The sequence below is a fragment of the Streptomyces tauricus genome, from assembly GCF_014650955.1.
Lineage (GTDB): Bacteria > Actinomycetota > Actinomycetes > Streptomycetales > Streptomycetaceae > Streptomyces > Streptomyces tauricus.
On the sequence record NZ_BMVY01000025.1, the window covers coordinates 39605 to 62089 of the forward strand.

Below are 22485 nucleotides of genomic sequence, written 5' to 3' on the forward strand. Positions count from 1 at the left end.
CCGCGCGGAGCCGTCCGGGGCGCGGCTCAGAACTCGTAGTCGGCGATCACCCACGTGGCGAACTCGCGCCACAGGGCGACGCCCGCCTGGTGGGCGGGGTGCTCGATGTACCGCTTGAGCGCGTCCGTGTCCTCGACCGCCGAGTTGATCGCGAAGTCGTACGCGATGGGGCGGTCGGTGATGTTCCACTCGCACTCCCAGAACTGCAGTTCGGGAATCTGCCCGCCGAGTGCGCGGAAGGCGGCGACGCCCTCGGCGACGCGGGGTTCGTCCCGCTCGACACCTTCGTTGAGCTTGAAGAGGACCAGGTGGCGGATCACGTGCACTCCCAGGGCGAACGGGGCTACGGCCACGGCGGCCACGGCGGCGACCGCTCGGCTCCCGACGCCGGTCGTCGTGTCCCGGCTAGTCCTTGGCCCCGTCTGCTATCCAGGTCATGAAGTCACCGACGGACTGAGCGGCGTTCGAGATGCCCTCGAAGCCTATCTGGACGTAGTCCGCCGCCTTCTCGGGATCGGTGATGATCACGTACAGCGCGAAGACCACGACTATGTAGACGGCGATCTTCTTCGAATGCACCGCCATCGCGGCCTCCCCGTGTGCCTGCTGCCTGCCCGCAGCGCCCCGCGGTGCCCGTCGTGTCCGCTGTGCCTGCTGGGGCCCCTGTTGTCGGCGGCGAGTGTAACCCCGGCCAGTTGATCTGACGATCATTCAATAGCGCGGCTAGGCCCGGGAACGGGTGACGCATGAAGGGCCCGGTCCAGTGGACCGGGCCCTTCATCTATCTGCGGTAGCGGAGGGATTTGAACCCTCGGTGACTTGCGCCACACTCGCTTTCGAGGCGAGCTCCTTCGGCCGCTCGGACACGCTACCGAGAGAGATCCTAGCCCAAGAGGGGCCGTGCTCGGAAATCGGTTCAGCGACCGCGGAAGAACTCCGTGAGCAGCCGGGCGCACTCCTCGTCGAGCACTCCGGCGATCACTTCGGGACGGTGGTTGAGCCGGCGGTCGCGTACGACGTCCCAGAGGGAGCCGGCCGCGCCCGCCTTCTCGTCCCGCGCGCCGTAGACGACCCGGTCCACGCGGGACTGGACGAGCGCGCCGGCGCACATCGTGCAGGGTTCGAGGGTGACGACGAGCGTGCAGCCGGTGAGCCGCCACTCCCCGGTCCTCGCGGCGGCGCGGCGGATCGCCAGCACCTCGGCGTGGGCGGTCGGGTCCCCGGCCGCCTCACGCTCGTTGTGCCCGGTGGCGAGCACCGTCGTGCCGTCCGGGGCCAGCACCACGGCGCCGACGGGTACGTCCTTGCCGCGGCCCGCGAGTTCGGCCTGCTCCAGGGCGAGCCGCATCGCGGGCCGCCAGCGGTCACGTACGGGGTCAGGTACGGGGTCGGGTACGGCGTGTACGGGACCTTGCACGGGGCCGTCGGCGTGGCGATCGGTGGGGCCGTCGGCGGGGTCCCGTGCGTCCTGAGCGTTCGGCGGAGTCAGCGGACGGTCTCCAGGACCTCTGCCGCTCCGAGGACCTCGGCGATCTCGCCGAGTGCGTCGGTGCTGTCCAGGGCCAGCAACTCCTTCTCGTTCACACCGAGATCGGTGAGGACCTCGCGGTCTCCGATGGGTCCGGACGGCACGGTCTCCCCCTTGGAGGTGGTGCCGACGTCGTCCTCTTCGTCGTCGTCGGTCTCGTCCTCGGGTTCACCGTCCTCCGTGCCGTCGAGGTCGAGGGAGTCCAGGTCGGCGACATCGTCGTCGCCGGGCTCCCGTCCGAGCAGTTCGTCCGTGAGCAGGATCTCGCCGTACGAACTGCGGGCCGCGGCCGCGCCGTCCGAGACGTAGATGCGAGGGTCCTCCTCGCCGTCCACGCGGACGACTCCGAACCACGCGTCCTCCTGCTCGATGAAGACGAGCACCGTGTCGTCGTCGACCGAGGCTTCGCGGGCCAGGTCGGCTAGATCCGACAGGGTCTCCACATCGTCGAGCTCTGTGTCGCTCGCTTCCCACCCGTCTTCGGTGCGCGCGAGCAGTGCGGCGAAGTACACCGTGACTCTCCCACTGGTCCTAGGCGTGCCGGTTGGGGGTCCCCCCGGCGGAGGTTGTGGGCGGGGGATACGTGCTCCGAGCCCCGCCCACTCGGAATCGTGGCAGAAACAGAGCGTTCAGGAGAGGTCTTCGGCTCGCTGTGTCCCGGTCGCGTTCCCACGCCCGGTCGCGTGGCGCGTGCGTCACGCCGCCGCATGGCCTCACCTGGGCGCCCGGCGCCCACCGACAGCGGGATCGTACGCCGCCGAACCCCGGCTTCGTACGCGCCCACCCACCCACGACCCGGCGGGTCGCCCACCGATGCCCCTACGGGGGCGCGGACGGGGCGGCCAGGTAGGCCCTGCCGGTTCAGGCGAACGGGGCGGCTGCGTCGGCCCTGCCGGGCAGTCGGCTCGCGGTCGGCGGCGGAGCTGGGTTACCAGCGGAACGTGCGCATGCGCATGGCGTGGCGCAGGCGGGCCGTTTTGGCTCGGCGGGGCTGCACCCGGTCGCGCAGTTCGCGGGCCTCCGTGAGTTCCCGTAGGAACTGGGCCCTGCGCCTGCGGCGCTGGGCGTCGCTCTCCAGGTCTTCCCGGTTTCGTCGTTCCGGGTCCGGCATCGGCAACACCCCCAGTAGGTCATTCCCACTTTCCCCCCGACGGGCGGTTTGATGCCAGCGGAGGTTTGCGCGATGGCAGCGGCGAAGTGTTCGCGAGCCGGATGCGCGCCGGTTGCGCACCAGGTGGCGACGGGCGACAGGCGGCCTGGACGCGCCCGGATACCCTGGTGGACATGCGTCTCCACGTCGTCGACCACCCCCTGGTCGCTCATAAGCTCACCACGCTGCGCGACCGCCGCACCGACTCCCCGACCTTCCGTCGGCTCGCCGACGAGCTGGTCACCCTGCTCGCCTACGAGGCCACGCGGGACGTGCGCACCGAGCAGGTCGACATCGAGACCCCGGTGTCCGGCACCACGGGCGTCAAGCTGTCCTACCCGCGCCCCCTCGTCGTACCGATCCTGCGAGCCGGCCTCGGCATGCTCGACGGCATGGTGCGGCTGCTGCCGACCGCCGAGGTGGGTTTCCTCGGCATGATCCGCGACGAGGAGACGCTCCAGGCGTCCACGTACGCGACCCGTATGCCGGAGGACCTCTCCGGGCGCCAGGTGTACGTCCTGGACCCGATGCTGGCCACCGGTGGCACCCTCGTCGCGGCGATCCAGGAGCTGATCAAGCGCGGCGCCGACGACGTGACGGCCGTTGTCCTGCTCGCCGCCCCCGAGGGCGTAGAGGTCATGGAGCGCGACCTCGCGGGCGCCCCGGTCACCGTCGTGACCGCGTCGGTCGACGAGCGCCTGAACGAACACGGCTACATCGTCCCGGGCCTGGGCGACGCGGGAGACCGGATGTACGGCGCGGCCGAGTAGCGCAGCCGGATCCCGGACCGCCTTCGTCCTTCTTCGGCAGGCCTTCCCCGGCCGCCCCTCAGCCCTGTCTCAGCAGTCCTGTCTCAGCAGTCCTTCTTCGTCGAGGGCGCCGGTTCGGGCCTGGCCAGCGTGGTCAGTGCCTTGTCGGCGTCCTCTTTCGTCGTCAGGGCCTTGTAGGTCTTGCCGAGGATCAAATCGACCTCCGCGGGCTTGGCCCGGGTGTCGGTCTTCAGCTCGGCACCGGCGAGCTGGGTCGCGAGGACGGGGAGGGCGGCGTCGGCGGCCGCCTTCGCGCCGAGTACGACGCCGGGCCCGTCGACCTTCTTGTCGTACGCCTTGGTCGCGTTGCCCACCTCGCCGATCTTGAAGCCGCGCTTCTTCAGCGCGTCCGCGGTGTCCTTGGCGAGGCCCTTGCGAGCCGTGGCGTTGAGGACGTTCACGGTGATCTGGCCGGGCTCGGGCAGGGCTTTGACCGGGCTCGCGGAGGGCGAGGGTGACGTCTTGCAGCCCGGTGCGGAACCCGCCGCGGACGCCTTGTCGCCACCGCCCGTGAAGACGTCGATGAGCTGCAGGGTGCCCCAGCCGGCCAGTCCGAGTGCGGTGACGGAGGCGGCGACCGCGAGCACGATCCTGCGGCGCCCCCGGTTTCTGCGCATCCGTGGGTACTTGTCCCCCGTGATCCGGTACTGGCCGCCCATGCCAGGGGGAGTGAGCATGCTCATGGGCGCAGCGTAGTGCGCCGAAGCGGCGATGCCTACTAGATGATCATTGACCGGGGCCCAGTCCAACCCAAAAGGGCCAACCCGGGCAGACGGCGGCCGGGCAGGCGCGACCAGGCGTGGGCCGACCCAGGCGCGGGTCGACCGGGAGTGGTCCGGCCAGGCGTGGCCCCACCGGGCCCGGTCCGACCCCGGGCGGGTCGGTGTACGCGTGAGCCGAGCGGGCTCCCGGGCAGGCGTCGGCCACCCAGGGGTGAACCGGGCCGGGCGAGGGAGGGCTCAGTCCAGTTCGAGGACGCGGGCGTGGAGGACCTGGCGCTGCTGGAGCGCTGCACGGACGGCGCGGTGCAGGCCGTCCTCCAGGTACAGATCGCCCTGCCACTTCACCACGTGTGCGAAGAGGTCGCCGTAGAACGTGGAGTCCTCGGCGAGCAGCGTTTCCAGGTCGAGCTGGCCCTTGGTCGTCACCAGCTGATCGAGGCGGACCGGGCGCGGCGCGACATCCGCCCACTGCCGGGTGCTTTCCCGGCCGTGGTCGGGGTACGGCCGTCCGTTTCCGATGCGCTTGAAGATCACACGGAAAGCCTACCGGTCAAGAGCTTCCGGGCGCAGCCATGGCGCCGGAGTGCGACGCTGGAAATGACGTCGTAAAAGTGGGCAAACCGGTAATTCTCCCAGATCACCCGTTCATGATCCGTTCCGAAACGGGCCGAGAACGGGCTCGGGAAAGCCGGGAACAGGGGCCTTAAATGACTGACAGTGAAGCGCCGCGGGCGGGGACGGCCGGACCCCAGGCATCCGAGGCATCCGAGGCATCCGAGGTCGCCACGCCCGACACCGAGGCGTCCCGCCCAGTGGCGCCCGGCCCCGTGGCGCGAGGCGCCACGCCCGCCCTTGCGCCGCAAGTCCTGGAGATCGCCTCCGGGTACGCCTTCCCGGGGCCCGCGCTCGATCTGGGAGCCCTCCTGTGGGACGGGCGGTGCCTGCCGGACGCGCAGATCCGTATCCCGCTGGGGATGCTCAACCGACACGGGCTGGTGGCCGGCGCCACCGGCACCGGCAAGACCAAGACCCTGCAGCTCGTCGCGGAGCAGTTGTCGGCGCAGGGCGTGCCCGTGTTCCTTGCGGATGTGAAGGGTGACGTCTCCGGGATCTCGGCACCCGGTCAGGAGAACGACAAGGTGCGCGCGCGGGCCTCGGAGGTCCGCCAGGAGTGGACGCCGGCCGGCTTCCCGTGCGAGTTCTACGCCCTCGGAGGCATAGGCCACGGCATCCCCGTACGCGCCACCGTCACCAGTTTCGGACCGGTCCTGCTGTCCAAGGTGCTCCGGCTGAACCAGACGCAGGAGCAGTCGCTCGGCCTGATCTTCCATTACGCCGACCAGAAGGGCCTGGAGCTGGTCGACCTGAAGGACCTGCGAGCCGTGGTCACCTTCCTCACCTCCGACGAGGGAAAGTCCGAGCTGAAGGGCATCGGCGGGCTCTCCACGGCCACGGCCGGGGTGATCCTGCGCTCGCTGACCGCGTTCGAGGCGCAGGGGATGAGCCCGTTCTTCGGGGAGCCGGAGTTCGACACGAACGAGCTGCTGAAGGTGGCGGCGGACGGCCGCGGCACGGTCTCCGTCCTGGAGCTGCCCGCGGTGCAGGACAAACCGCAGCTCTTCTCGACGTTCCTGATGTGGCTGCTCGCCGACCTCTTCCACGACCTCCCCGAGGTCGGTGACCTCGACAAGCCGAAGCTCGTCTTCTTCTTCGACGAGTCGCATCTGCTCTTCGGCGACGCGTCCAGGGCCTTCCTGGACTCCATCACGCAGACCGTCCGGCTGATTCGCTCGAAAGGGGTCGGCATCTTCTTCGTCACCCAGACCCCCAAGGACGTACCCGCGGACGTCCTCGCCCAGCTGGGCAACCGTGTGCAGCACGCGCTGCGCGCCTTCACCCCCGACGACCAGAAGGCGCTCAAGGCCACGGTGAAGACGTTCCCCGACTCCCCGTACGACCTGGAGGAGGTCCTCACCGCCCTCGGCACCGGGGAGGCCGTCGTCACCGTCCTCAGCGAGAAGGGCGCGCCGACGCCGGTCGCGGCGACGCGGCTGCGGGCGCCGGAGTCCCTGATGGGCCCGGTCGACCCCGCGGTTCTCGACCGGGCGGTCGAACAGTCGCCGCTGCACGCGCGCTACGCCCTCGCGGTCGACCGCGAATCGGCGTACGAGAAGCTGCGCGCCGCGGACGCGAATGCGGGCGCGGCCCGGGAGGCGGGCACGGAGCCGGAGAAGGGCGCGGAGCCGGAGAAGGGCGCGGGCGGGGGCCGTGCCCGGAAGGCCGAGGAGGAGGACCCGTCCGTCGTTCAGCAGGTCATGGGCAGCGGGGTCTTCAAGTCGCTGGCCCGCAGCCTGGGTACGCAGATCGGGCGCGAGATCACCCGCTCGGTCTTCGGCACGGCCCGGCGCAGGCGGTAGCCGGAACCGCTTCCCCGGCCGACTCCCCCGACGGCGGGGGCGAACCGACCGCGGCCCGCCCCCACCGGTCGGTTCAGTCGCGCCGGCGATTCCGGGACGGGAGCTGCTCCGAACCCGAAGCCGAACCCGAGCCCGACGCCGAACCCGGTGACGGCGTCGGCGTCGGCGTGGGGTTCGCGTTCGGGTTCGGGTTGGGTGCGGCCCGGCGGGTTTCGGGGGGCGGCTTCGGGGCGTTGCGGAGGGATTCGGCGCGTACCAGGGCGCGCAGGATCGCGTACGGGTCCATCGGCATGGAGAGGGTCCTCTCGTGCTGCTGGGGGGAGGGGGAGCGGTCCGGTCGGGGCCGGGCTCCTCAGCAGCGGAGGACCATGCAGCGCAGGGCGCGCGGGGCGGGGGCGTGGTGGAGGGCGCGGGCGCGCGAAGGGGGGCGTTCGGTGGCGGCGGCGGGGCCGTACGCGGACCGCCCCGCCGGGCGCTGGGGTACCAGGGGGCGGTGGCTCTGCCGCGAGGCCGACCGGAAAGCCGTGTCCAGGACGTCGTGCGGGTGCTCGAGACCGGACTCGTTGGAGAGGGCGGCTGGCGGGGCCGTACGGATCCCGCCGTTCCCGCCCGCTGAACCGGCCGAGCACAGTGCGCACAGCGCGCACAACAGCGAGACGAGCGTCACGAGGAACCGCCGCCGGGCGGGCCGGCGCGGAGCGCGCGGTGCGAACGGGCCAGGCCCCCGGTCGGGAGTCCACCCGACCGGCGCCCGGGCCGAACTCCGGTCGGAACGCCAGCCGGGCTTCCTGTTCGGACTCCAGCCGGGTGTCCGGGCTGGACTCCGGTCCGGGCTCCGGTCGGAACTCCAGCCGGGCTTTCGGTCCGGGCTCCGGTCGGAATCCCAGCCGGGCTTTCGGTCCGGGCTCCGGTCGGAATCCCAGCCGGGCTTTCGGGCCGGACCCCGGTCGGAACTCCAGCCGGGCTTCCGGGTCGGACTCCGGTCGGAACTCCAGCTGTGGGTCCGGGCTGGATTCCGAACGGGACTCCGGTCCGGGCTCCGGTCGGAATCCCAGCCGGGCTTCCGGGTCGGACCCCGGTCGGAACTCCAGCCGGGTGTCCGGGTTGGACTCCGAACCGGACTCCGGTCCGGGCTCCGGTCGGAATCCCGGCTGGGCTTCCGGATCGGACTCCCGTCGGGACCCCAGCCGGAACTCCAGCCGTGGGCCCGGGCTGGACTCCGAACGGGACTCCGGGCCGAACTCCGGTCGGGACTCCAGCCGGGAGTCCGCGCCGGGCTCCAGCCGGAACGCCAGCTGGGAGTCTGCGCCGAGCTCCGAGCAGGATCCCAGCCGGAACCCCGGCCGGGCGCCGGGGCCGGACTCCGGTCGGGACTCCAGCCGGGAGTCCGCGCCGGGCTCCAGCCGGAACTCCCGCCCGGAGTCCGAGCAGGACTCCGGGCGGGATGCCGGTCGAGGCTCCGGTCGGGGCTCATGAGAGTTCATGTCCCCGGTCGGAGGGCCCGGCGCATCGGCCGCACCGCCAGAACCGCTCACTTGGCGTAGGACGGCGGGCCAGGGCCGGGGCCATGGCCGGGATCGGGCCTGGGATCGGGCCCGGGGACAGGGCCATGGCCGGGGTCGGGGTTGGGGGCGAGGCCATAGCCGAGGCCAGGGCCGGTGCGGGGGCCGGGGCCGGGCCCGGGGTCGGGCGTGGCCACCCCCGGCCCCGCCCCCGGGGGTGGCCCGGCCCGTACGACGCCACCCCGCTCAGAGCGCGCGCGGTACGGCTCGGGCCCGCTTGCGCAACTGGTACGCCGTGATGATCTCCGTGATGCCGAGGGCCAGCAGCCAGGCGCCGCCGACGACGGTGAGGACGGCCACCGACTCGAAGGGGGAGACGATCAGGACGACACCGGCGAGGAGGCTGAGGATCCCGAGCAGGATCTGCCAGCCCCGGGCGGGTACGGACGGGTCGGACGCGGCGGCCAGCGTGTGCGTGACACCACGGAACAGCCAGCCGATGCCGATCCACAGCGCGAGCAGCAGGATCGACTGCATCGCGCCGCGGAAGCAGAACAGGCCCAGCAGGATCGACAGCGCTCCGCTGATGAAGGCCATCACCCGCAGGGAGGTCGCCGTGTGCGTCCCGAAGGCGGAGGCCAGCTGGAGCACGCCGCTGAAGAGCAGATAGAGCCCGAAGAGCACGCCCGCCGCCAGCAGCGTCGCCTCGGGCCACACCAGCAGCATGATGCCGAGCGCCAGCGCGGCGATCCCGGCGACCAGTACGGCCTGCCAAGCGGTGCGGGAGAGCAGGGAGAAGGGACCTTCTAGGCGGTCGGGTTCGTGGAGATCGCCGGCCCGGCGCGGGTCGCGGGCCGCGTGGGCCCGCCGGTCGTCGTATTCAGGCCCCCAGGGGCCGCCACTCGGTACCTCGGCCATGCCTCATGCTCAGCCGGAACCGAAACCCCTGCCACTCGTGACACCCGAACGACTGATCCCTACGGAACCCCACCCCGGAACCCCACCCCGGAACCCCACCCCGGAACCCCACCCCGGAACCTCACCCTCCGGAATTCTCACTCTCCGGAAGTCTTCGCGGCCCCTTTCGAGCTTTTAGAACCTTTCGAGCCCTCCGTGGCCGCCTTGGCGGCCGCCTTCGCCGTCGTCCCGGCCGCCGCTTTCGCCGCCGCCTTCATCTCCTGCTTGTGCGCCCGCACCTTCGTCAGCGAGTCCGGCCCGGTGATGTCCGCGACCGAGCGGTAGGAATTGGCCTCGCCGTAGGAGCCCGCGGCCTCCCGCCAGCCCTTCGGGCGTACGCCGAGCTGCTTGCCCAGCAGGGCGAGGAAGATCTGCGCCTTCTGGGCGCCGAACCCGGGCAGCTCCTTGAGCCGCCCGAAAAGCTCCGCACCCGACTCCGCGCCCTCCCAGACCTTCGCCGCGTCCCCCTCGTAATGCTCCACGAGGTACTGGCACAGCTGCTGGATCCGTTTGGCCATCGAGCCCGGGTAGCGGTGCACGGCCGGTTTCTCGGACAGCAGGGCCGCGAAGGCCTCCGGCTCGTACGCCGCGATCTCGTGCGCGTCGAGATCGTCCCCGCCGAGCCGCCGCGCGATCGTGTACGGGCCCGCGAACGCCCACTCCATCGGGACCTGCTGGTCGAGCAGCATGCCGACGAGTGCGGCGAGCGGGCTGCGCCCGAGGAGTTCGTCGGCCTCGGGCCGCTGGGCGAGATGCAGGGTGACGTCCATGTCCCGATCATCGCGCGTGCGGGTTCAGGCCGCTCGCCAGTACCCCAGCGCGTTCACCCGCTGCTTCGGCAGGGCCAGTTCCTTGCGGAAGTACGCGGCCAGCGAGCGGGTCGTCGCCGTGTCGCAGGCGATCCAGACGTACGGGTCGGCGGTCTCCTTCAGGAGTTCCGGTACGGCCGCCCGCACCTGCGCCACCAGGTGGGCGCCCCGGTCGAGCCGGGGGACCGTACGCAGGTCGTGGCGGGCCGGGTCCACCCGCAGGGGCAGACCGTCCGTACCCCGGGCATCCCCGTCCGCGCCGCTCCCGGCGGTCTCGAACCAGATCGTCGCGGGCGCCGTACCGACCGCCTCAAGCAGCGAGTTGAGGGCGGGCAGCGAGGCGGTGTCCGCGATCGCCAGTACGCGGGACGGGGCCGGGTCCGGGTCGGTGAAGCCGGTGCCCTGGACCGTGGCCTCGATGGTGTCCCCGGCCTTCGCGGACCGCGCCCAGTCGCTCGCGCACCCCTCGTGCAGCGCGAACTCCAGGCCGAAGGTGCCCGCGGCCGGGTCGGGGTCCACGAGGGTGTACGCCCGCTGGTGCGGCTTGCCCGCGTTGTCGAACCAGAGCCGTACCCACATCGTCGGGTGCACCCCGGTCGCGGCGAGCATGCCGCCGTCGGAGAGGTGCAGCCGGCGGTAGCGCTCGGTGACGTCCTCCGCGCCCAGGACCGTGAACGTGAAGTCCTTGCCCCGGAACAGTCTGAGGACCGCCCCCTCCCAGCCGTGCCCCTGTGCCCGCCCCTGCCCCATGACGTTTTCACCCTTCGCGTACGATTCCGACACACCTTAGTTAGGTGAGCCTAACCTAAACGCAAACGCGAGACGCAGGAACAAGAGGCCGAGAGGTCAAGAGTGGGGTGCAGGATGACTGCCGAGATCTACCGCGATGCCTGGGGCGTCCCGCACCTGCGCGCGGGCGACGCGCTCGAACTGGCCCGCGCCCAGGGCCTGGCCACGGCCCACGACCGCGCCTGGCAGATCGAGGTGGAACGGCACAGGGCGCGCGGCACCTCCGCCGCGTTCCTCGGCGCGGACGCGCTCCCCTGGGACCGGTTCGCGAGACAGGCCCTGCTCGACGACACGGCGAGACGCTGCTTCACGGCCCTGGAGAGACGGGACCCCGAGACCGCCGACTGGGTCAGGGCGTACGTCGACGGGGTCAACCAGGGCCTGCCCGAAGGGGCCCGCCGCACACCGGAGTTCGACGCCGTCGGTCTCGTACCGGGCCGGTGGGAGCCGTGGACACCGCTGGGCGTCTGGCTGGCCACGCACATCCTGTTCGCCGGGTTCCCGGCCAAGCTGTGGCGCGAGGAGGTCGCACGCCGGCTCGGTCCGGACGCCGTCGCCCTGTTCGCCACCGACGGACCCGGCACCTCCGGCAGCAACGGCTGGCTCGTCACCGGCGAGCGCACCGCCACCGGGCAGCCGGTCATCGCGGGCGACCCCCACCGCTTCATCGAGGCGCCGGGTGTCTACCAGCAAGTACGTCTGTCCTGCCCGGAGTTCGACGTCGTGGGCCTGGCCGTGCCCGGCGTCCCCGGTATCGCCCACTTCGGCCACACCGGCACGGTGGCCTGGGCGATCACCAACGCGATGGCCGACTACCAGGACCTCTACCGGGAGCGGCTCCGGTGGTCGGGCGACGGGGAGGAACGGCTGGTCGAGGCCCTCGGCCCGGACGGGAAGTGGCACGCCGCATCCCGCCACGTCGAGACGGTCGAGGTGGCCGGCGCCGACCCCGTGGAGGTCGAGGTGATCGAGACCGAACGCGGCCCGGTCATCATCAACGCCGACATGAACGGTTACGCCACCAGGGAGGGAGGACGAGAGAGCGGGGGAGAGGGAGAGGACCGGAACGGTCCCATCAGCCTCCGCCACCCGCCCCGCGTCTGTGAGGACCTCGGCTTCAGCTCCCTCCTCCCCCTCCTCCGCGCCCGCCGGGTCGCCGACGTGGACCGCGCCCTCGACGACTGGGCCGAGCCCGTCAACGTCGTCCAGGCGGCCGACACCGAGGGCGGCCTGCTCCACCGCGTCGCGGGCCGGGTGCCGGTACGCGATCCGTTGAACGGCACCCGGATCGTCGCGGCCTGGGAACCCGGCCACGAGTGGCACGGCTGGTACGCCCCCATGCCGCGCGGCACGGTCGACGACGGCATCGCGGTCATGGCCAACCAACGCGGCCCCGCCACGCCCCTCGGCGTCGAGTTCGCGCCGCCGCACCGGGCCGCCCGTCTGCGCACCCTCCTCGACGCGCGGAAGGACTGGAAGGCGGCCGACATGTCCGCCCTCCACATGGACACCCATCTCGCCTCCGCGGCCCCGCTGCTGGACGGCCTCGCCGCCCTCGACGGCCTCAGCCCGGAAGCCGCGGCCCTGCGCGGGCACCTCCTGCGCTGGGACCGCCACATGGCCGCCGACAGTACGGAGGCGGCCCTGTACGCCGCGGTCCGCAGCGCCGTCGTACGCCGCCTCGCCGCCCACCCCGCCCTGTCCCCGCTCACCGAACCCCCGCCGTACCCCGAGGTGTTCCGCCCCTGGCTCGCGCTCCTCCCCCGGGTCGCCTTCGCCCTCGAAAGCCTCCTCACGGCGGAGAAGTTGTACGGGATCGACCGCGCCGAGGTCGTCAGGGCGGCCGTGGAGGAGGTGGCCGGGGACCCGCCGAAGGGCGTCTGGGGCGACACCCACCGCCTCGCTCCCTGGCGGGCGGTGCCGGACCCCGCGTACGACGGAAGTGAGCCGGGGAGTGAGCCGGTGAGCGAGCCGGGGCTCTCCGGCGATCACGACTGTGTGCTGTGCACCTCGGCCGTGCCGGGTCTCACCGACCGGGCGGCGCGCGGCCCCGCCGCCCGTTACGTGTGGGACGTGGCACGGCGTGAGGACAGCTTCTGGGTGGTGCCGTTCGGCACGTCGGGCGTACCGGGTTCACCGCACCACCGCGACCAACTCCCCCTGTGGCTCGCGGGAGAACTGGCCCCCGTGGTCACCGACTGGAACCTGCTCAGCAAGGAACGAGGAACAACGATGACGACACCGATCACGTACAGGATCAGGGGTGAGCGCGCGGCCGTCCACGAGGAGGTCGTCGAAGGTCTCGGCACCGTCCGGATCGTGCCCGTGGACGCCGAGGCCGACCTGGACGTGCTGCACCCCTGGGTGACGGCCGAACGGGCCCGGTTCTGGGGCATGGGCGGGTTCACCAGGGAGCAGGTGCTGGAGACGTACCGGCATCTCGGCTCGCTCGACACGCACCACGCGTTCCTCGCCGTCCTGGACGGCGAACCGGCCGCGCTCTTCCAGACGTACGAACCGGAGGCGGACCGGGTCAGCGAGTGCTACGAGGTGGAGCCCGGTGACATCGGCGTCCACCTGCTGATCGGCCCGGCACCCGACGGCGTCGGCCGGCCCGGCCACAGCACCGCCCTGCTGACGGCCTTCACCACGTACGTCCTGCGGGTTCTCGACCGGCGGCGGGTCGTGGTCGAGCCCGACCTGCGCAACGAGAAGGCGATCGCCCGCCTGATCCGCCAGGGCTTCGTGCTCGGCCCGCCGATCGTGCTGCCGGAGATCGACCTCCCGGAGATCCACCTGCCGGAGAAGAAGGCCCAACTGGCCTTCCTGCTGAGGGAGTAACCGCGCGGCCGCGCAGCGGCGTAACCGCGTAACGGTGTTCGGCGTAACGGCGTCTTGGCGTATCGGCGGCTCCCGACGGGCCCGGTGGGGCATGGTCGGGGGGTGGCCAACGACATCACTCCCGAAGCCCTCGCCGCTCACTACGGACTGGAACCCATCCCCGAGGAGGGCGGTCTCTTCCGCCGTACCTGGGCGGGCCCCGAACGCCCCGACGGACGGCCCGAGGGGTCCGCGATAGTGGCCCTCCTGACCGCACGCCCCGGCGACTACTCCGCCCTGCACCGCCTCCCGTCCGACGAGACCTGGCACTTCTACCTGGGCGACCCGCTGGAGATGCTGCTCCTCTCCCCCGACGGCACGTCCCGTACGGTCCTGCTCGGCCCGGACGTACTCGGCGGCCAGCACGTCCAGTTCACCGTGCCCGCCGGCACCTGGATGGGCGCGCGCGTCGCCGAGGACGGGGCCTGGTCGCTCTTCGGATGCACGATGGCACCCGGCTTCACCTACGAGGGGTACGAGCACGGGGACGGGCCCCGACTCGCCGCCCGCTACCCGGCGGAGGCGGCGCGGATCACCGCGCTGAGCCGCCCGTGACGGGCGCGACGGGTGTGACGGGTGCGACGGACGGGCCGGGGGCGGGGAACGGGCTGCTCGAAGGGCAGGTGGCGCTGATCACCGGGGCCTCGGGCGGTCTCGGGCGGGGCATCGCGCTCCGGTTCGCGGCGGCGGGCGCGGCCGTGGCCGTCCACTTCCGTACGAACGCGGAGGCGGCGGGCGAGGTCGTCACCCGTATCGCGGACTCGGGCGGCCGCGCGGTCGCCCTGCGGGCCGACCTGACCGTGGAGTCCGAGTGCCACCGGCTGGTGCGCGAGGCCGCGGACTGGGGAGGCGGCGTACTGACGGCCCTGGTCAACAACGCGGGGGTACAACCGGTCCAGGAGCTGCCCGGTATGACGCTGGCGGACTGGCGGGCGGTGGCCGACGCCAACGTGTCGAGCGTGTTCGCGTGCACGCAGGCCGCCGCCGAGTGGAAGGGCGGGCCCGGCGGCGGTGTGCGCAGCATCACCCACATCGCGTCCATCGAGGCCACGCACCCCGCTCCGCATCACGCGCACTACTCCGCGGCGAAGGCAGCCGTCGTCATGCACGCGCGCTCGGCGGCCCTGGAGTACGGTCCCTACGGCATCCGCGTGAACACCGTCTCGCCGGGGCTGATCGACCGCGAAGGCCTCGCGCAGGCATGGCCGGAGGGCGTACGCCGCTGGCAACAGGCGGTACCCACCGGGAGGCTGGGGCGCCCGGAGGACGTGGGCGACGCCTGCGTGTTCCTCGCCTCGCCGATGGCCTCCTGGATCACGGGACACGACCTGGTCGTGGACGGGGGGATCTCGGCGCGACCGACGTGGTGAACGGGTTGAACAACGTGCCGCGTACATCCGTACTCCCACAGAGGCCGCGGACGAACGCGCGTCGGGCACGACGAGGTCACGCACGGCGAGGACACGCTCGACGAGCCCGGGCACGACGAGCAGCAGAACGAGCACGACAAGCACGACCAAGCACGACAGATATGAGAAGCACGAGAAGCGCGGCAAGCGGGAAGAGCGCGAGAAGCAGGGAGAGCGACGTGGGCCGAGTGCGCCGTACACACCGGGCCGCGGCCCTCGCCGCCCTGCTGGGCACGCTGCTCCTGCTCCTGCTGGGCGGCGCGACCTCCGCGTCCGCCCACTCGGCCGTGCGGGACACCGACCCCCGTGAGGGGTCCGTCCTGCAGACCGCGCCGCGCGAGGTCACCATGACCTTCACCGAGTCGGTCGGCATCACCGACGACTCGTTGCGCGTCCTCAGCCCTCAGAACCGCCGGGTCAACGCCGGCGACACGGAACACGTCTCCGGCAGCTCCGACAAGGTCCGCGTGCGGCTCCGCGACGACCTGCCCGACGGTACGTTCACGGTCGCGTGGCGAGTGGTCTCCGCGGACAGCCACCCCATCTCCGGCGCCTTCACCTTCTCCATCGGAGAGCCCTCCGCGACGACGGCCGCCGTCTCCGCCGAGCCGGCCGTGAACCCCGCCTCGGGCGCCCTCTACGACATCGCCCGCTACGCCGCGTACGCCGCCGTCGCCCTGCTCATCGGCGTGGTGGTCTTCGTCCTGGCCTGCCGTCCGCCGAGCACACGGCCGCTGCGCGGGCTCGTACGCGTCGGCTGGTGGACCCTCCTCGGCACCACGGTCCTCCTCGTCTTCCTGCGCGGCCCGTACGAACGCGGCACCGGCCCGTCGACCCTCCTGGACCCGGACCTCATCGAGAACACCCTGACGAGCCGACCCGGCTGGGCCCTGCTCGCCCGGCTCGTGCTGCTGGCGGGGGTCGCGGTCTTCCTCGTACGGACGGAGGCGGCGCTGCGGCGATCCGGGGCCAAGGAATCGGGATCGGGACCGGAGCAGGGATCGGGACAGGGGCCGGCGCCGGCTCCGGCCGTTGTCGTGGTCGGTGGGTTCCTGGCGCTGGCACTGGCGGGCACGTGGGCCGTGGCCGAACACGCGTCCGCGGGTATCCAGGTGCCCCTGGCGATGACGTCCACCGTGCTGCATCTGCTGGCGATGGCGGTCTGGCTCGGCGGTCTCGGCGCCCTGCTCACCGCGCTCCACCGGTCGGAGATCCCGCTGCCGGCCGCGTCCGTGCACGGCTTCTCGCGGCTGGCGTTCACCTCGGTCACGGTCCTGGTGCTGACCGGCGTCTACCAGTCCTGGCGCGGACTGGGCTCCTGGGACGCGGTGTTCGGCACCTCGTACGGCCGGATCCTGGTCGCGAAGGTGTGCGCGGTGGTGGTGCTGCTGGCCGCGGCGGGCTTCTCACGCCGCTGGACAGCCCGGCTGACGGAGACGGCACGCCCGTCGAAGGCGCGGGAGCCGGAGATGGCCGTTGCCACGGCCGTCTCCGTCTCCGCGTCCGTGTCCGTGTCCGGCCCGGTGTCGGACTTGACGTCGGATTCGACGTCGTCGGACTCGACGTCGGGTCCGGTGGCCGAGGACCCGTCCCCGTCTTCGTCCCCGCCCTCGCCCCCGTCTTCGTCGGCCTCGGCGTCCGGGGCGGATGGTGGTGGCGGTCGCCGCGCCCTGCGCCGCTCGGTCCTCGCCGAGGTGGTCGTGGGCGTGGCGGTGCTGGTCGTCACGACGGTACTGACCGGCACCCAGCCCGGCCGCGCCGAACTGGAGACGGCCGCGGCGGCCGAGTCCACCGCGAACTCCGCCGGGGGCGGCCCGACCGCGTCCACGACCCTGATCCCCTTCGACGTCGGCACCCCGGGCGGCCACGGCAAGGTCCAGATCGTCCTGGAGCCGGGCCGCGTCGGCGAGAACACGGTCGAGGCGGTCGTCATAGGCCCCGACGGAGGCATCGCCACCGTCCCCGAGATCAAGCTCTCCTTCACCCTCAAGGCTCAGAAGATCGGCCCCATCGACGCCCGGCTCACCGACCAGGGCGGCTACTGGGGGACCCGGTCCCTCAACCTGCCCCTGGCCGGCACCTGGACGATGAAGGTCACCATCCGTACATCGGACATCGACCAGGTGTCGGAGACACGGCAGGTAAAGATCGCCCCCTGACCCGTGAGAGGCGCTGCTGGGACCAGCGGGCCCGGCGTTTCACCAGGTCGGCATGATCGCCTCGGGGTACCGGGACCCGGCGGCGCCCCTGGGCAGGATCTCCTGGATCCGGGCCAGGTCCCGCGAGGTGAGCGTGACGTCCGCGGCGGCCACGTTCTCGGCGAGGCGCTCCGGGCTGCGCGTGCCCGGGATCGGGACCACGTCGTCGCCCTGGGCCAGCAGCCAGGCCAGGGCCAGCTGCGTGACGGAGATCCCCTTGGCCGCCGCGAGGGCGGTCAGTTCGCCGATGGCGGTCAGGTTCCGCTCGTAGTTGCCGGGCTGCCAACGGTCGTCCCAGCTGCGCATGTCATCGGCGGGATACTCGGCGGCGGGCTTCACGGCGCCGGTCAGGAACCCCCGGCCGAGCGGCGAATACGGTACGAATCCGATGCCGAGCTCGCGCACCACGGGCAGGACGTCGGCCTCCACGGCCCGCTCGAACACGGAGTACTCGGTCTGCAGCACGGACACCGGGTGGACGGCGTGGGCGCGCCGCAGGATGTCGGGCCCGGCCTCGCTGAGCCCGAGGTAGCGCACCTTGCCTTCGGCGATCAGCTCGCCGATCGTGCCCGCCACGTCCTCGATGGGGACATCCGGGTCGACGCGGTGCTGGTACAGGACGTCGATGTAGTCGGTGCCGAGGTGGCGCAGGCTGTTCTCGGTGACCTCGCGGATGTGCTCGGGGCGGCTGTTGAGGGCGTAACCCTCGGCGGTCTGCGGCGCGTCCATGTCGAAGCCGAACTTGGTGGCGATCACGACGTCGTCGCGGATGCCCCGCACGGCACGGCCGAGCAGCTGCTCGTTGCTCCCGGTGCCCATGCCGTACAGCTCGGCGGTGTCGAAGAGGGTGACGCCGAGCTCGTAAGCCCGGCGGATGGTCGCGATGCCGCCGGGCTCGTCGCCGGCGCCGTACGCCATGGTCATGCCCATGGTGCCGAGGCCGATCGCGCCGACGGCCAGTCCCTGCCCGCCCAGAGCGCGTACGGAAAGCCCACTGCTCTTGTTCTGCTTGTTCTGCTGGCCCTGCTGGTGCTGCTGGTCCTTGTTCTGCCGTTCACCGGCGCCTTGCTGTGTCATGCCGCCAACGCTAGGAGCGGGCACGCCGGGGGGCATGGGCTGACGGCCGCATAGGATTGCCTGATCCTCTCAGGGACGGAATGGGAGGGGTGGGGGTCGGGAGTGGGGTCGGGACGCCCCGGACCCGGCCCACCCGACCCGTCCGCCCCCCGACCCGTCCCCCTTTCCCCGGGAACCGGACAGGAGCGCGCATGCTGGACGAACTCGCCGCGGCCATCGCCCGGCACGGCAGCGACATGTGGTCCGACACCGCGGTACCCCGCCAGCGGCTGGTGACGCTCGACGAGCCGGGCGCACCGCTCGACCTGCTCTACGAGCCGATGATCTGCTTCGTCGTGCAGGGCTCCAAGAGCAGCGTCGCGGGCGAGAGGAGCTGGACGGCCGGTCGCGGACAGGTGTTCCTCAACTCGCTGGTCCTGCCGGTCACGGCCACGTTCGAGGAGGTGCCGTACCGCTCGGCGGTGCTGCGCCTGGACGGCGGCAGGCTCGCCAAACTCCTCCTGGAACTGGAACCGGACGGCAGGGATCAGCCTGCTCCTTCCGGCCCGGGTCCGGTCGGCCCGGTCACGGCACCGATGACTCCCGAGATCGTCGACGTGGTGACCCGCTGGGTACGGCTGCTCGACACCCCGCAGGACATCCGTCCGCTGGCGGGCCGTATCGAGATGGAGATCCTCTACCGGCTGCTCGGCACCGCACTCGGTCCGACCCTGCGGCACTTCACCCTGGACGACTCGGCGGCGGCGAGGGTCCGTACGGCGGCCCGTTGGATCTGCGTCCGTTTCACCGAGCCGCTCAGCATCGACGAGATCGCGGCGACGGCGCACATGAGCACGGCCAGCCTGCACCGGAACTTCAAGGCCGCCACGGGGATGAGCCCCCTGACCTTCCAGAAGCACCTCCGCCTCCAGGAGGCCCGCCGGCTCCTCCTCGCCGGTGACACCACGGCGGCGCTGGTCGCGGAGAAGGTCGGCTATGTGAGCGCGACCCAGTTCAACCGCGAGTACCGGCGGGCGTACGGCCTCCCACCGGGCCAGGACACGGCCCGCCTGCGCAACCGGCTGGCGGACGCGGGCAGGGGCGCGGGAGCGGGAGCATAGGGCGACCCCGCCGCACTCACTCGGGATCCCAGTGGGCGAGTTCGTACAGGGCGGCGGAGGTCCGCGCGAAACCCTGGTCGCCCAGGAGGGCGCGCAGCTCACCGTTGAAGCGGTCGATCTCGGGCTGGGCGGCGCGCAGGGCGGCGCCGCCCTCGTCGGTGAGCTCAAGGGTGACGGCCCGGTGCTCGCGCGGATGGGCCCGCCGGACGACGAACCCGGCGGCGGTGAGCCGCGCGACGAGCGCGGTGACGGCGGACTCGCGCAGCCCCAGGGTGCGGGCGAGTTCCCGCTGGGTGCCGCCCGGCCGCTCCCGCACGGCGAACAGCGCACCGAGCTGAGCGGTGGTGACTCCGGCGGCGGCCACACAGCGCCGGTCCGCGGTCGTACGCAGCCGGTGCGCGGCCCGCTGCAAGAGAAAGAACAACTGCTGATCGGACCCGCCGTGCGGCCCACCCTCGGACCCACCGTGCGGCCCGCCCTCGGGCAGGCCATCGGACTCGGCCTCGGATTCGGACATGACCCGATCTTGACAGACGTGACACGCGTACGGGACTCTCACTTCACTAGTGAAGTGAGGCCCCGAAGCAACGAAGTAGTAGGTGTAGCCGTGAAGGACTCCCTGGACCTGGCCGCCGCCCGAGAGGCACTGGCCGCGCAGCCTTTCAGCAACCTGCTCGGTACCCGCCTGGTGGCCTTCGGCAAGGGCGAGGCGGTGCTGGAACTGGACATCCGGGACGACCTGCGCCAGCAGAACGGCTTCGTGCACGGCGGTGTACTCGGTTACGCGGCCGACAACGCCCTGACCTTCGCCGCGGGCAGCGCCGTCGGAGCGCGCGTACTCACGTCGGGCTTCACCATCGACTACCTGCGCCCCGCGGACGGCACACTGCTACGGGCCCACGCCCACGTCGTACGAGCAGGCCGCACCCGGGTCGTCTGCCGCTGCGACCTGTCGACGGTGGACGCGGAGGGCACGCAGACGTTGTGTGCGGTGGCACAGGGGACGATCGCGGTGCGAGCCACCGCATCCGGGGGCGCCACCGCGGTTCCCGCCGACTACTGATCCCTGTCCTGCGGGCGTTCGCGATTTTCTTGACCGCGCCTTTCCTCCCCGGTGACCTCTGAGAAATTCCGGCGAGCCGGCCGAGGTCGTAGGTGGGGTACGTCGAAAACGGGAGCAGGGACCGAGAACCCGGGTGGGTGATTTCTCGTACCAGGGAGTCATCCCGACGGACTTTCACAGGAAAGCGCATGAGGGCTCGACGCCAGAGGCTACGCTTCCTGTTCCTTTCCCTCACGGCCCTGCCTTTTCGCACTCTCCTGCCCTGGAGCCGCAGATGACGCAACAGATGAACGGTGCCCAACGAAAGACCGTATGGATCAAAGTGCTCGGGATGATCACGGCAGTGGCGCTCGCCGGAATCGGCGCTTACGTGGCTGTCAATCAGGACGGCCCGGGAACGCAGAACACGTGCGAGAGCGGGACCGTCTGCGGCGACGACAACGACAGCAATCATCTGGGCGATACGACGAAACACGGTGACGACGGTAAATGAATCGCCGGGCATCGACCGTTCTCTTAGCCGCTGCCTTGCTGGCGATTCCTGGCGTCTCCGGATGTACGGACAACAACTGTCAGGATCAATCCATCTGCGGTGACCACAACAGCGAGAACGATCTGGCTGACACGGTGGTGGACGACGAATCACCATCGGGGAGTCAGCCGGATCCACCGTCGTCGGACGCAGCCGAAGACGGTGAGGAGGAGGACACAGATCCCCCCGCAGCCGCCACCGACCCCCCTGACGAGGCGGGGAGCACGACCGAGGAGGAACGCGAGACACGGGAGCCGGCCACCCCGCGGGAGGTCCCCCTGCGGACGCTGTGTGCTTCCGCCGACGACAACTACGTGTGCGGCGCCTACCTACCCCGTTCCATAACTGTGGGAGACCGCACCTTCGCTTACGTCGGGGAGACGAACCCTCACAATCACAGCCCTGACTGGAAGATCGTCATGGGCATGAACCGCACCACCTGCACTTCCCTCAAACTCGCCTTCGCGGGGGGCGACTCCACACCCACTTCTGGGGAAGTGGTACGCCTGCGGGTGACGCAGGAGAACGCCGAGGCGACAGAGGAGTCCCAGGAGCAGGGTGGAGTGGGGGAAATGGAGGTGGCCCTCGTCGGGGGAGGTTCATTCAAAATCGAAGGCAGCGCTTCGGACGACACGAGCGTGGTGGTGAACGGAACCGCGATGTGCACAACCGTAACGGGCAAGTGAAACGGTGATCCGGGTGTTGCGGATCACTGAGAAAAGCAGCATGAACCGCCCGCCGACGAGCAAGTTCGTAATGCCCCTGAGAGCCCGCCACGGCCATACGGCTGTGAGCGTGGGCCAAAGCGACCAGAGGCCTGGCGTAAATATCTGCTTCACTTCCGCCTGACGCTGTTCTCTTCCCCACCGGAAAACGCAGGACATCGGTCACAAGGCGCACAACACACTCCACCACCAGACTATCGCGCCAGCCCGAAGCCAACTTCCCGGCCCACCCCCTCGCCTGCCGCGTGAGGGAGATGCCGCCCGCGCCCGACGAGAGCATCCCGTCCCTCACCTAGGGCGAGCGGCTGGACCCAAACCCCCGGCATCGGCACCTTCGCATGGACAAGAACGAGGACAACGAGGGCGGAGGACAACGAGGGCGGAGGACAACGAAGAAGGGCCCCACCTCGCGGTGGGGCCCTTCGACATCGTGCCCGGTGAGGCACTGGCGGAGGATACGAGATTCGAACTCGTGAGGGGTTGCCCCCAACACGCTTTCCAAGCGTGCGCCCTAGGCCACTAGGCGAATCCTCCGCGGCAAACAATACAAGACGTTGAGCCGTGCTCGCGAACTCGTTCCCCCCGCTCGGATCGGGTACTGTGTGCGCAGCCCCTCACGTGGCGCTATCTGACTGAACTCCCCCAGGGCCGGAAGGCAGCAAGGGTAGGTTGGCTCTGGCGGGTGCGTGGGGGGCGTTTGCGTTCCCGGGGCGGGAGCGGGCTGATGCCGGCGGGTCCACCCGACGGTGCGGGCCGGGGTCGGTGGGGCCGGGTGGGCCGGAGTCGGCGGGCGTTCCCCGTTGTCAGTGGGCGCCTAT

Annotated in this window: 23 protein-coding genes, 2 tRNA genes and 1 other RNA gene; 11 read left to right on the forward strand and 15 right to left on the reverse strand. The window is 71.3% G+C overall.

The features are described from left to right. Positions 1–26: 26 nt before the first annotated feature. From IE278_RS29660 to IE278_RS29685, 6 genes are all read right to left on the reverse strand, one after another. Positions 27–320: a Dabb family protein gene (locus tag IE278_RS29660; RefSeq protein ID WP_189776452.1), complete on the reverse strand. Its 294-nt coding sequence runs from the start codon at positions 318–320 to the stop codon at positions 27–29. Positions 321–405: 85 nt separating this feature from the next. After that, positions 406–585 carry a hypothetical protein gene (locus IE278_RS29665; protein WP_189776337.1) on the reverse strand — a complete coding sequence of 60 codons (180 nt, stop codon included), beginning with the start codon at positions 583–585 and terminating at the stop codon, positions 406–408. Between the two features lie 203 nt (positions 586–788). Continuing rightward, positions 789–873: transfer RNA gene (locus tag IE278_RS29670), tRNA-Ser, on the reverse strand. Positions 874–916: 43 nt separating this feature from the next. Further along, the gene (gene tadA, locus IE278_RS29675; protein ID WP_189776454.1) at positions 917–1348 is read right to left on the reverse strand and encodes a tRNA adenosine(34) deaminase TadA; all 432 of its coding nucleotides are present in this window, start codon (positions 1346–1348) and stop codon (positions 917–919) included. Positions 1349–1485: 137 nt separating this feature from the next. Beyond that, positions 1486–2040: a tRNA adenosine deaminase-associated protein gene (locus IE278_RS29680; protein ID WP_189776338.1), complete on the reverse strand. Its 555-nt coding sequence runs from the start codon at positions 2038–2040 to the stop codon at positions 1486–1488. A 416-nt stretch (positions 2041–2456) separates the two neighbouring features. Further along, positions 2457–2639, reverse strand: coding sequence for a hypothetical protein (locus tag IE278_RS29685; protein ID WP_189776339.1), 183 nt, complete (start codon positions 2637–2639; stop codon positions 2457–2459). 173 nt (positions 2640–2812) lie between these two features. On the opposite strand from IE278_RS29685, the gene upp reads away from it, so the two are divergent. Next, positions 2813–3448, forward strand: coding sequence for a uracil phosphoribosyltransferase (gene upp / locus IE278_RS29690; protein WP_189776340.1), 636 nt, complete (start codon positions 2813–2815; stop codon positions 3446–3448). 83 nt (positions 3449–3531) lie between these two features. Here the strand turns inward: upp and IE278_RS29695 are convergent, their stop codons facing one another. After that, a complete protein-coding gene (locus IE278_RS29695) occupies positions 3532–4170 on the reverse strand; it encodes a LytR C-terminal domain-containing protein (protein WP_246570821.1) in 639 nt (212 codons plus the stop codon). A 276-nt stretch (positions 4171–4446) separates the two neighbouring features. Further along, positions 4447–4743: a type II toxin-antitoxin system VapB family antitoxin gene (locus IE278_RS29700; RefSeq protein WP_003999914.1), complete on the reverse strand. Its 297-nt coding sequence runs from the start codon at positions 4741–4743 to the stop codon at positions 4447–4449. Between the two features lie 173 nt (positions 4744–4916). Between IE278_RS29700 and IE278_RS29705 the strand changes: the two genes are divergently transcribed. Further along, positions 4917–6626 (forward strand): helicase HerA-like domain-containing protein, encoded by a 1710-nt coding sequence (locus IE278_RS29705; protein ID WP_189776341.1) that lies wholly within the window; start codon positions 4917–4919, stop codon positions 6624–6626. Positions 6627–6978: 352 nt separating this feature from the next. Here IE278_RS29705 and IE278_RS29710 read toward each other — a convergent pair whose 3' ends face one another. The 4 genes from IE278_RS29710 to IE278_RS29725 all read right to left on the reverse strand — a co-directional run bounded on the left by IE278_RS29710 (position 6979) and on the right by IE278_RS29725 (position 10644). Beyond that, on the reverse strand, positions 6979–7293 hold the full coding sequence (locus tag IE278_RS29710; RefSeq protein ID WP_189776342.1) for a hypothetical protein: 315 nt from the start codon (positions 7291–7293) through the stop codon (positions 6979–6981). A 1081-nt stretch (positions 7294–8374) separates the two neighbouring features. After that, entirely contained in the window at positions 8375–9046 is a 672-nt protein-coding gene (locus tag IE278_RS29715) for an HdeD family acid-resistance protein (protein ID WP_189776343.1), read from the reverse strand. A 137-nt stretch (positions 9047–9183) separates the two neighbouring features. Then, entirely contained in the window at positions 9184–9855 is a 672-nt protein-coding gene (locus IE278_RS29720; protein ID WP_189776344.1) for an HhH-GPD-type base excision DNA repair protein, read from the reverse strand. A 24-nt stretch (positions 9856–9879) separates the two neighbouring features. Then, positions 9880–10644 (reverse strand): siderophore-interacting protein, encoded by a 765-nt coding sequence (locus tag IE278_RS29725; RefSeq protein ID WP_189776345.1) that lies wholly within the window; start codon positions 10642–10644, stop codon positions 9880–9882. 114 nt (positions 10645–10758) lie between these two features. Between IE278_RS29725 and IE278_RS29730 the strand changes: the two genes are divergently transcribed. The 4 genes from IE278_RS29730 to IE278_RS29745 all read left to right on the forward strand — a co-directional run bounded on the left by IE278_RS29730 (position 10759) and on the right by IE278_RS29745 (position 17131). After that, on the forward strand, positions 10759–13524 hold the full coding sequence (locus IE278_RS29730; protein WP_189776346.1) for a GNAT family N-acetyltransferase: 2766 nt from the start codon (positions 10759–10761) through the stop codon (positions 13522–13524). A gap of 114 nt (positions 13525–13638) precedes the next feature. Further along, positions 13639–14118 carry a cupin domain-containing protein gene (locus IE278_RS29735; protein WP_189776458.1) on the forward strand — a complete coding sequence of 160 codons (480 nt, stop codon included), beginning with the start codon at positions 13639–13641 and terminating at the stop codon, positions 14116–14118. Then, positions 14115–14933, forward strand: coding sequence for an SDR family NAD(P)-dependent oxidoreductase (locus IE278_RS29740; protein ID WP_246570824.1), 819 nt, complete (start codon positions 14115–14117; stop codon positions 14931–14933). The genes IE278_RS29735 and IE278_RS29740 overlap by 4 nt, the downstream gene beginning before the upstream one ends. Before the next feature lie 218 nt (positions 14934–15151). Then, positions 15152–17131, forward strand: a complete 1980-nt coding sequence (locus tag IE278_RS29745; protein ID WP_246570826.1) for a copper resistance CopC/CopD family protein — start codon at positions 15152–15154, stop codon at positions 17129–17131. A gap of 39 nt (positions 17132–17170) precedes the next feature. Here the strand turns inward: IE278_RS29745 and IE278_RS29750 are convergent, their stop codons facing one another. Further along, entirely contained in the window at positions 17171–18247 is a 1077-nt protein-coding gene (locus tag IE278_RS29750) for an aldo/keto reductase (RefSeq protein WP_189776349.1), read from the reverse strand. Between the two features lie 191 nt (positions 18248–18438). On the opposite strand from IE278_RS29750, the gene IE278_RS29755 reads away from it, so the two are divergent. Next, positions 18439–19347, forward strand: coding sequence for an AraC family transcriptional regulator (locus IE278_RS29755; protein ID WP_189776350.1), 909 nt, complete (start codon positions 18439–18441; stop codon positions 19345–19347). A gap of 16 nt (positions 19348–19363) precedes the next feature. On the opposite strand, the gene IE278_RS29760 is transcribed toward IE278_RS29755, so the two are convergent. Next, complete coding sequence (locus tag IE278_RS29760) at positions 19364–19864, reverse strand: MarR family winged helix-turn-helix transcriptional regulator (RefSeq protein ID WP_189776351.1); 501 nt, start codon at positions 19862–19864, stop codon at positions 19364–19366. Positions 19865–19954: 90 nt separating this feature from the next. On the opposite strand from IE278_RS29760, the gene IE278_RS29765 reads away from it, so the two are divergent. From IE278_RS29765 to IE278_RS29775, 3 genes are all read left to right on the forward strand, one after another. Continuing rightward, the gene (locus IE278_RS29765) at positions 19955–20410 is read left to right on the forward strand and encodes a PaaI family thioesterase (protein ID WP_189776352.1); all 456 of its coding nucleotides are present in this window, start codon (positions 19955–19957) and stop codon (positions 20408–20410) included. 274 nt (positions 20411–20684) lie between these two features. After that, positions 20685–20903 (forward strand): hypothetical protein, encoded by a 219-nt coding sequence (locus tag IE278_RS29770; RefSeq protein ID WP_189776353.1) that lies wholly within the window; start codon positions 20685–20687, stop codon positions 20901–20903. Then, on the forward strand, positions 20900–21628 hold the full coding sequence (locus IE278_RS29775) for a hypothetical protein (RefSeq protein WP_213089755.1): 729 nt from the start codon (positions 20900–20902) through the stop codon (positions 21626–21628). Before IE278_RS29770 ends, IE278_RS29775 begins: the two co-directional genes overlap by 4 nt. Before the next feature lie 485 nt (positions 21629–22113). On the opposite strand, the gene IE278_RS29780 is transcribed toward IE278_RS29775, so the two are convergent. Then, positions 22114–22201, reverse strand: a tRNA-Ser gene (locus IE278_RS29780). A gap of 71 nt (positions 22202–22272) precedes the next feature. Between IE278_RS29780 and ffs the strand changes: the two genes are divergently transcribed. Beyond that, positions 22273–22371, forward strand: an RNA gene (ffs, locus tag IE278_RS29785) — signal recognition particle sRNA small type. Positions 22372–22485: the final 114 nt, after the last annotated feature.

Bases quoted from the DNA above. Each gene is read 5' to 3' on its own strand.
- IE278_RS29665 (WP_189776337.1), bottom strand. From the start codon at position 585: ATGGCGGTGCATTCGAAGAAGATCGCCGTCTACATAGTCGTGGTCTTC.
- tadA (WP_189776454.1), bottom strand. From the start codon at position 1,348: ATGCGGCTCGCCCTGGAGCAGGCCGAACTCGCGGGCCGCGGCAAGGAC.
- IE278_RS29685 (WP_189776339.1), bottom strand. From the start codon at position 2,639: ATGCCGGACCCGGAACGACGAAACCGGGAAGACCTGGAGAGCGACGCC.
- upp (WP_189776340.1), top strand. From the start codon at position 2,813: ATGCGTCTCCACGTCGTCGACCACCCCCTGGTCGCTCATAAGCTCACC.
- IE278_RS29695 (WP_246570821.1), bottom strand. From the start codon at position 4,170: ATGAGCATGCTCACTCCCCCTGGCATGGGCGGCCAGTACCGGATCACG.
- IE278_RS29705 (WP_189776341.1), top strand. From the start codon at position 4,917: ATGACTGACAGTGAAGCGCCGCGGGCGGGGACGGCCGGACCCCAGGCA.
- IE278_RS29715 (WP_189776343.1), bottom strand. From the start codon at position 9,046: ATGGCCGAGGTACCGAGTGGCGGCCCCTGGGGGCCTGAATACGACGAC.
- IE278_RS29720 (WP_189776344.1), bottom strand. From the start codon at position 9,855: ATGGACGTCACCCTGCATCTCGCCCAGCGGCCCGAGGCCGACGAACTC.
- IE278_RS29725 (WP_189776345.1), bottom strand. From the start codon at position 10,644: ATGGGGCAGGGGCGGGCACAGGGGCACGGCTGGGAGGGGGCGGTCCTC.
- IE278_RS29730 (WP_189776346.1), top strand. From the start codon at position 10,759: ATGACTGCCGAGATCTACCGCGATGCCTGGGGCGTCCCGCACCTGCGC.
- IE278_RS29750 (WP_189776349.1), bottom strand. From the start codon at position 18,247: ATGACACAGCAAGGCGCCGGTGAACGGCAGAACAAGGACCAGCAGCAC.
- IE278_RS29755 (WP_189776350.1), top strand. From the start codon at position 18,439: ATGCTGGACGAACTCGCCGCGGCCATCGCCCGGCACGGCAGCGACATG.
- IE278_RS29760 (WP_189776351.1), bottom strand. From the start codon at position 19,864: ATGTCCGAATCCGAGGCCGAGTCCGATGGCCTGCCCGAGGGCGGGCCG.
- IE278_RS29770 (WP_189776353.1), top strand. From the start codon at position 20,685: ATGACGCAACAGATGAACGGTGCCCAACGAAAGACCGTATGGATCAAA.
- IE278_RS29775 (WP_213089755.1), top strand. From the start codon at position 20,900: ATGAATCGCCGGGCATCGACCGTTCTCTTAGCCGCTGCCTTGCTGGCG.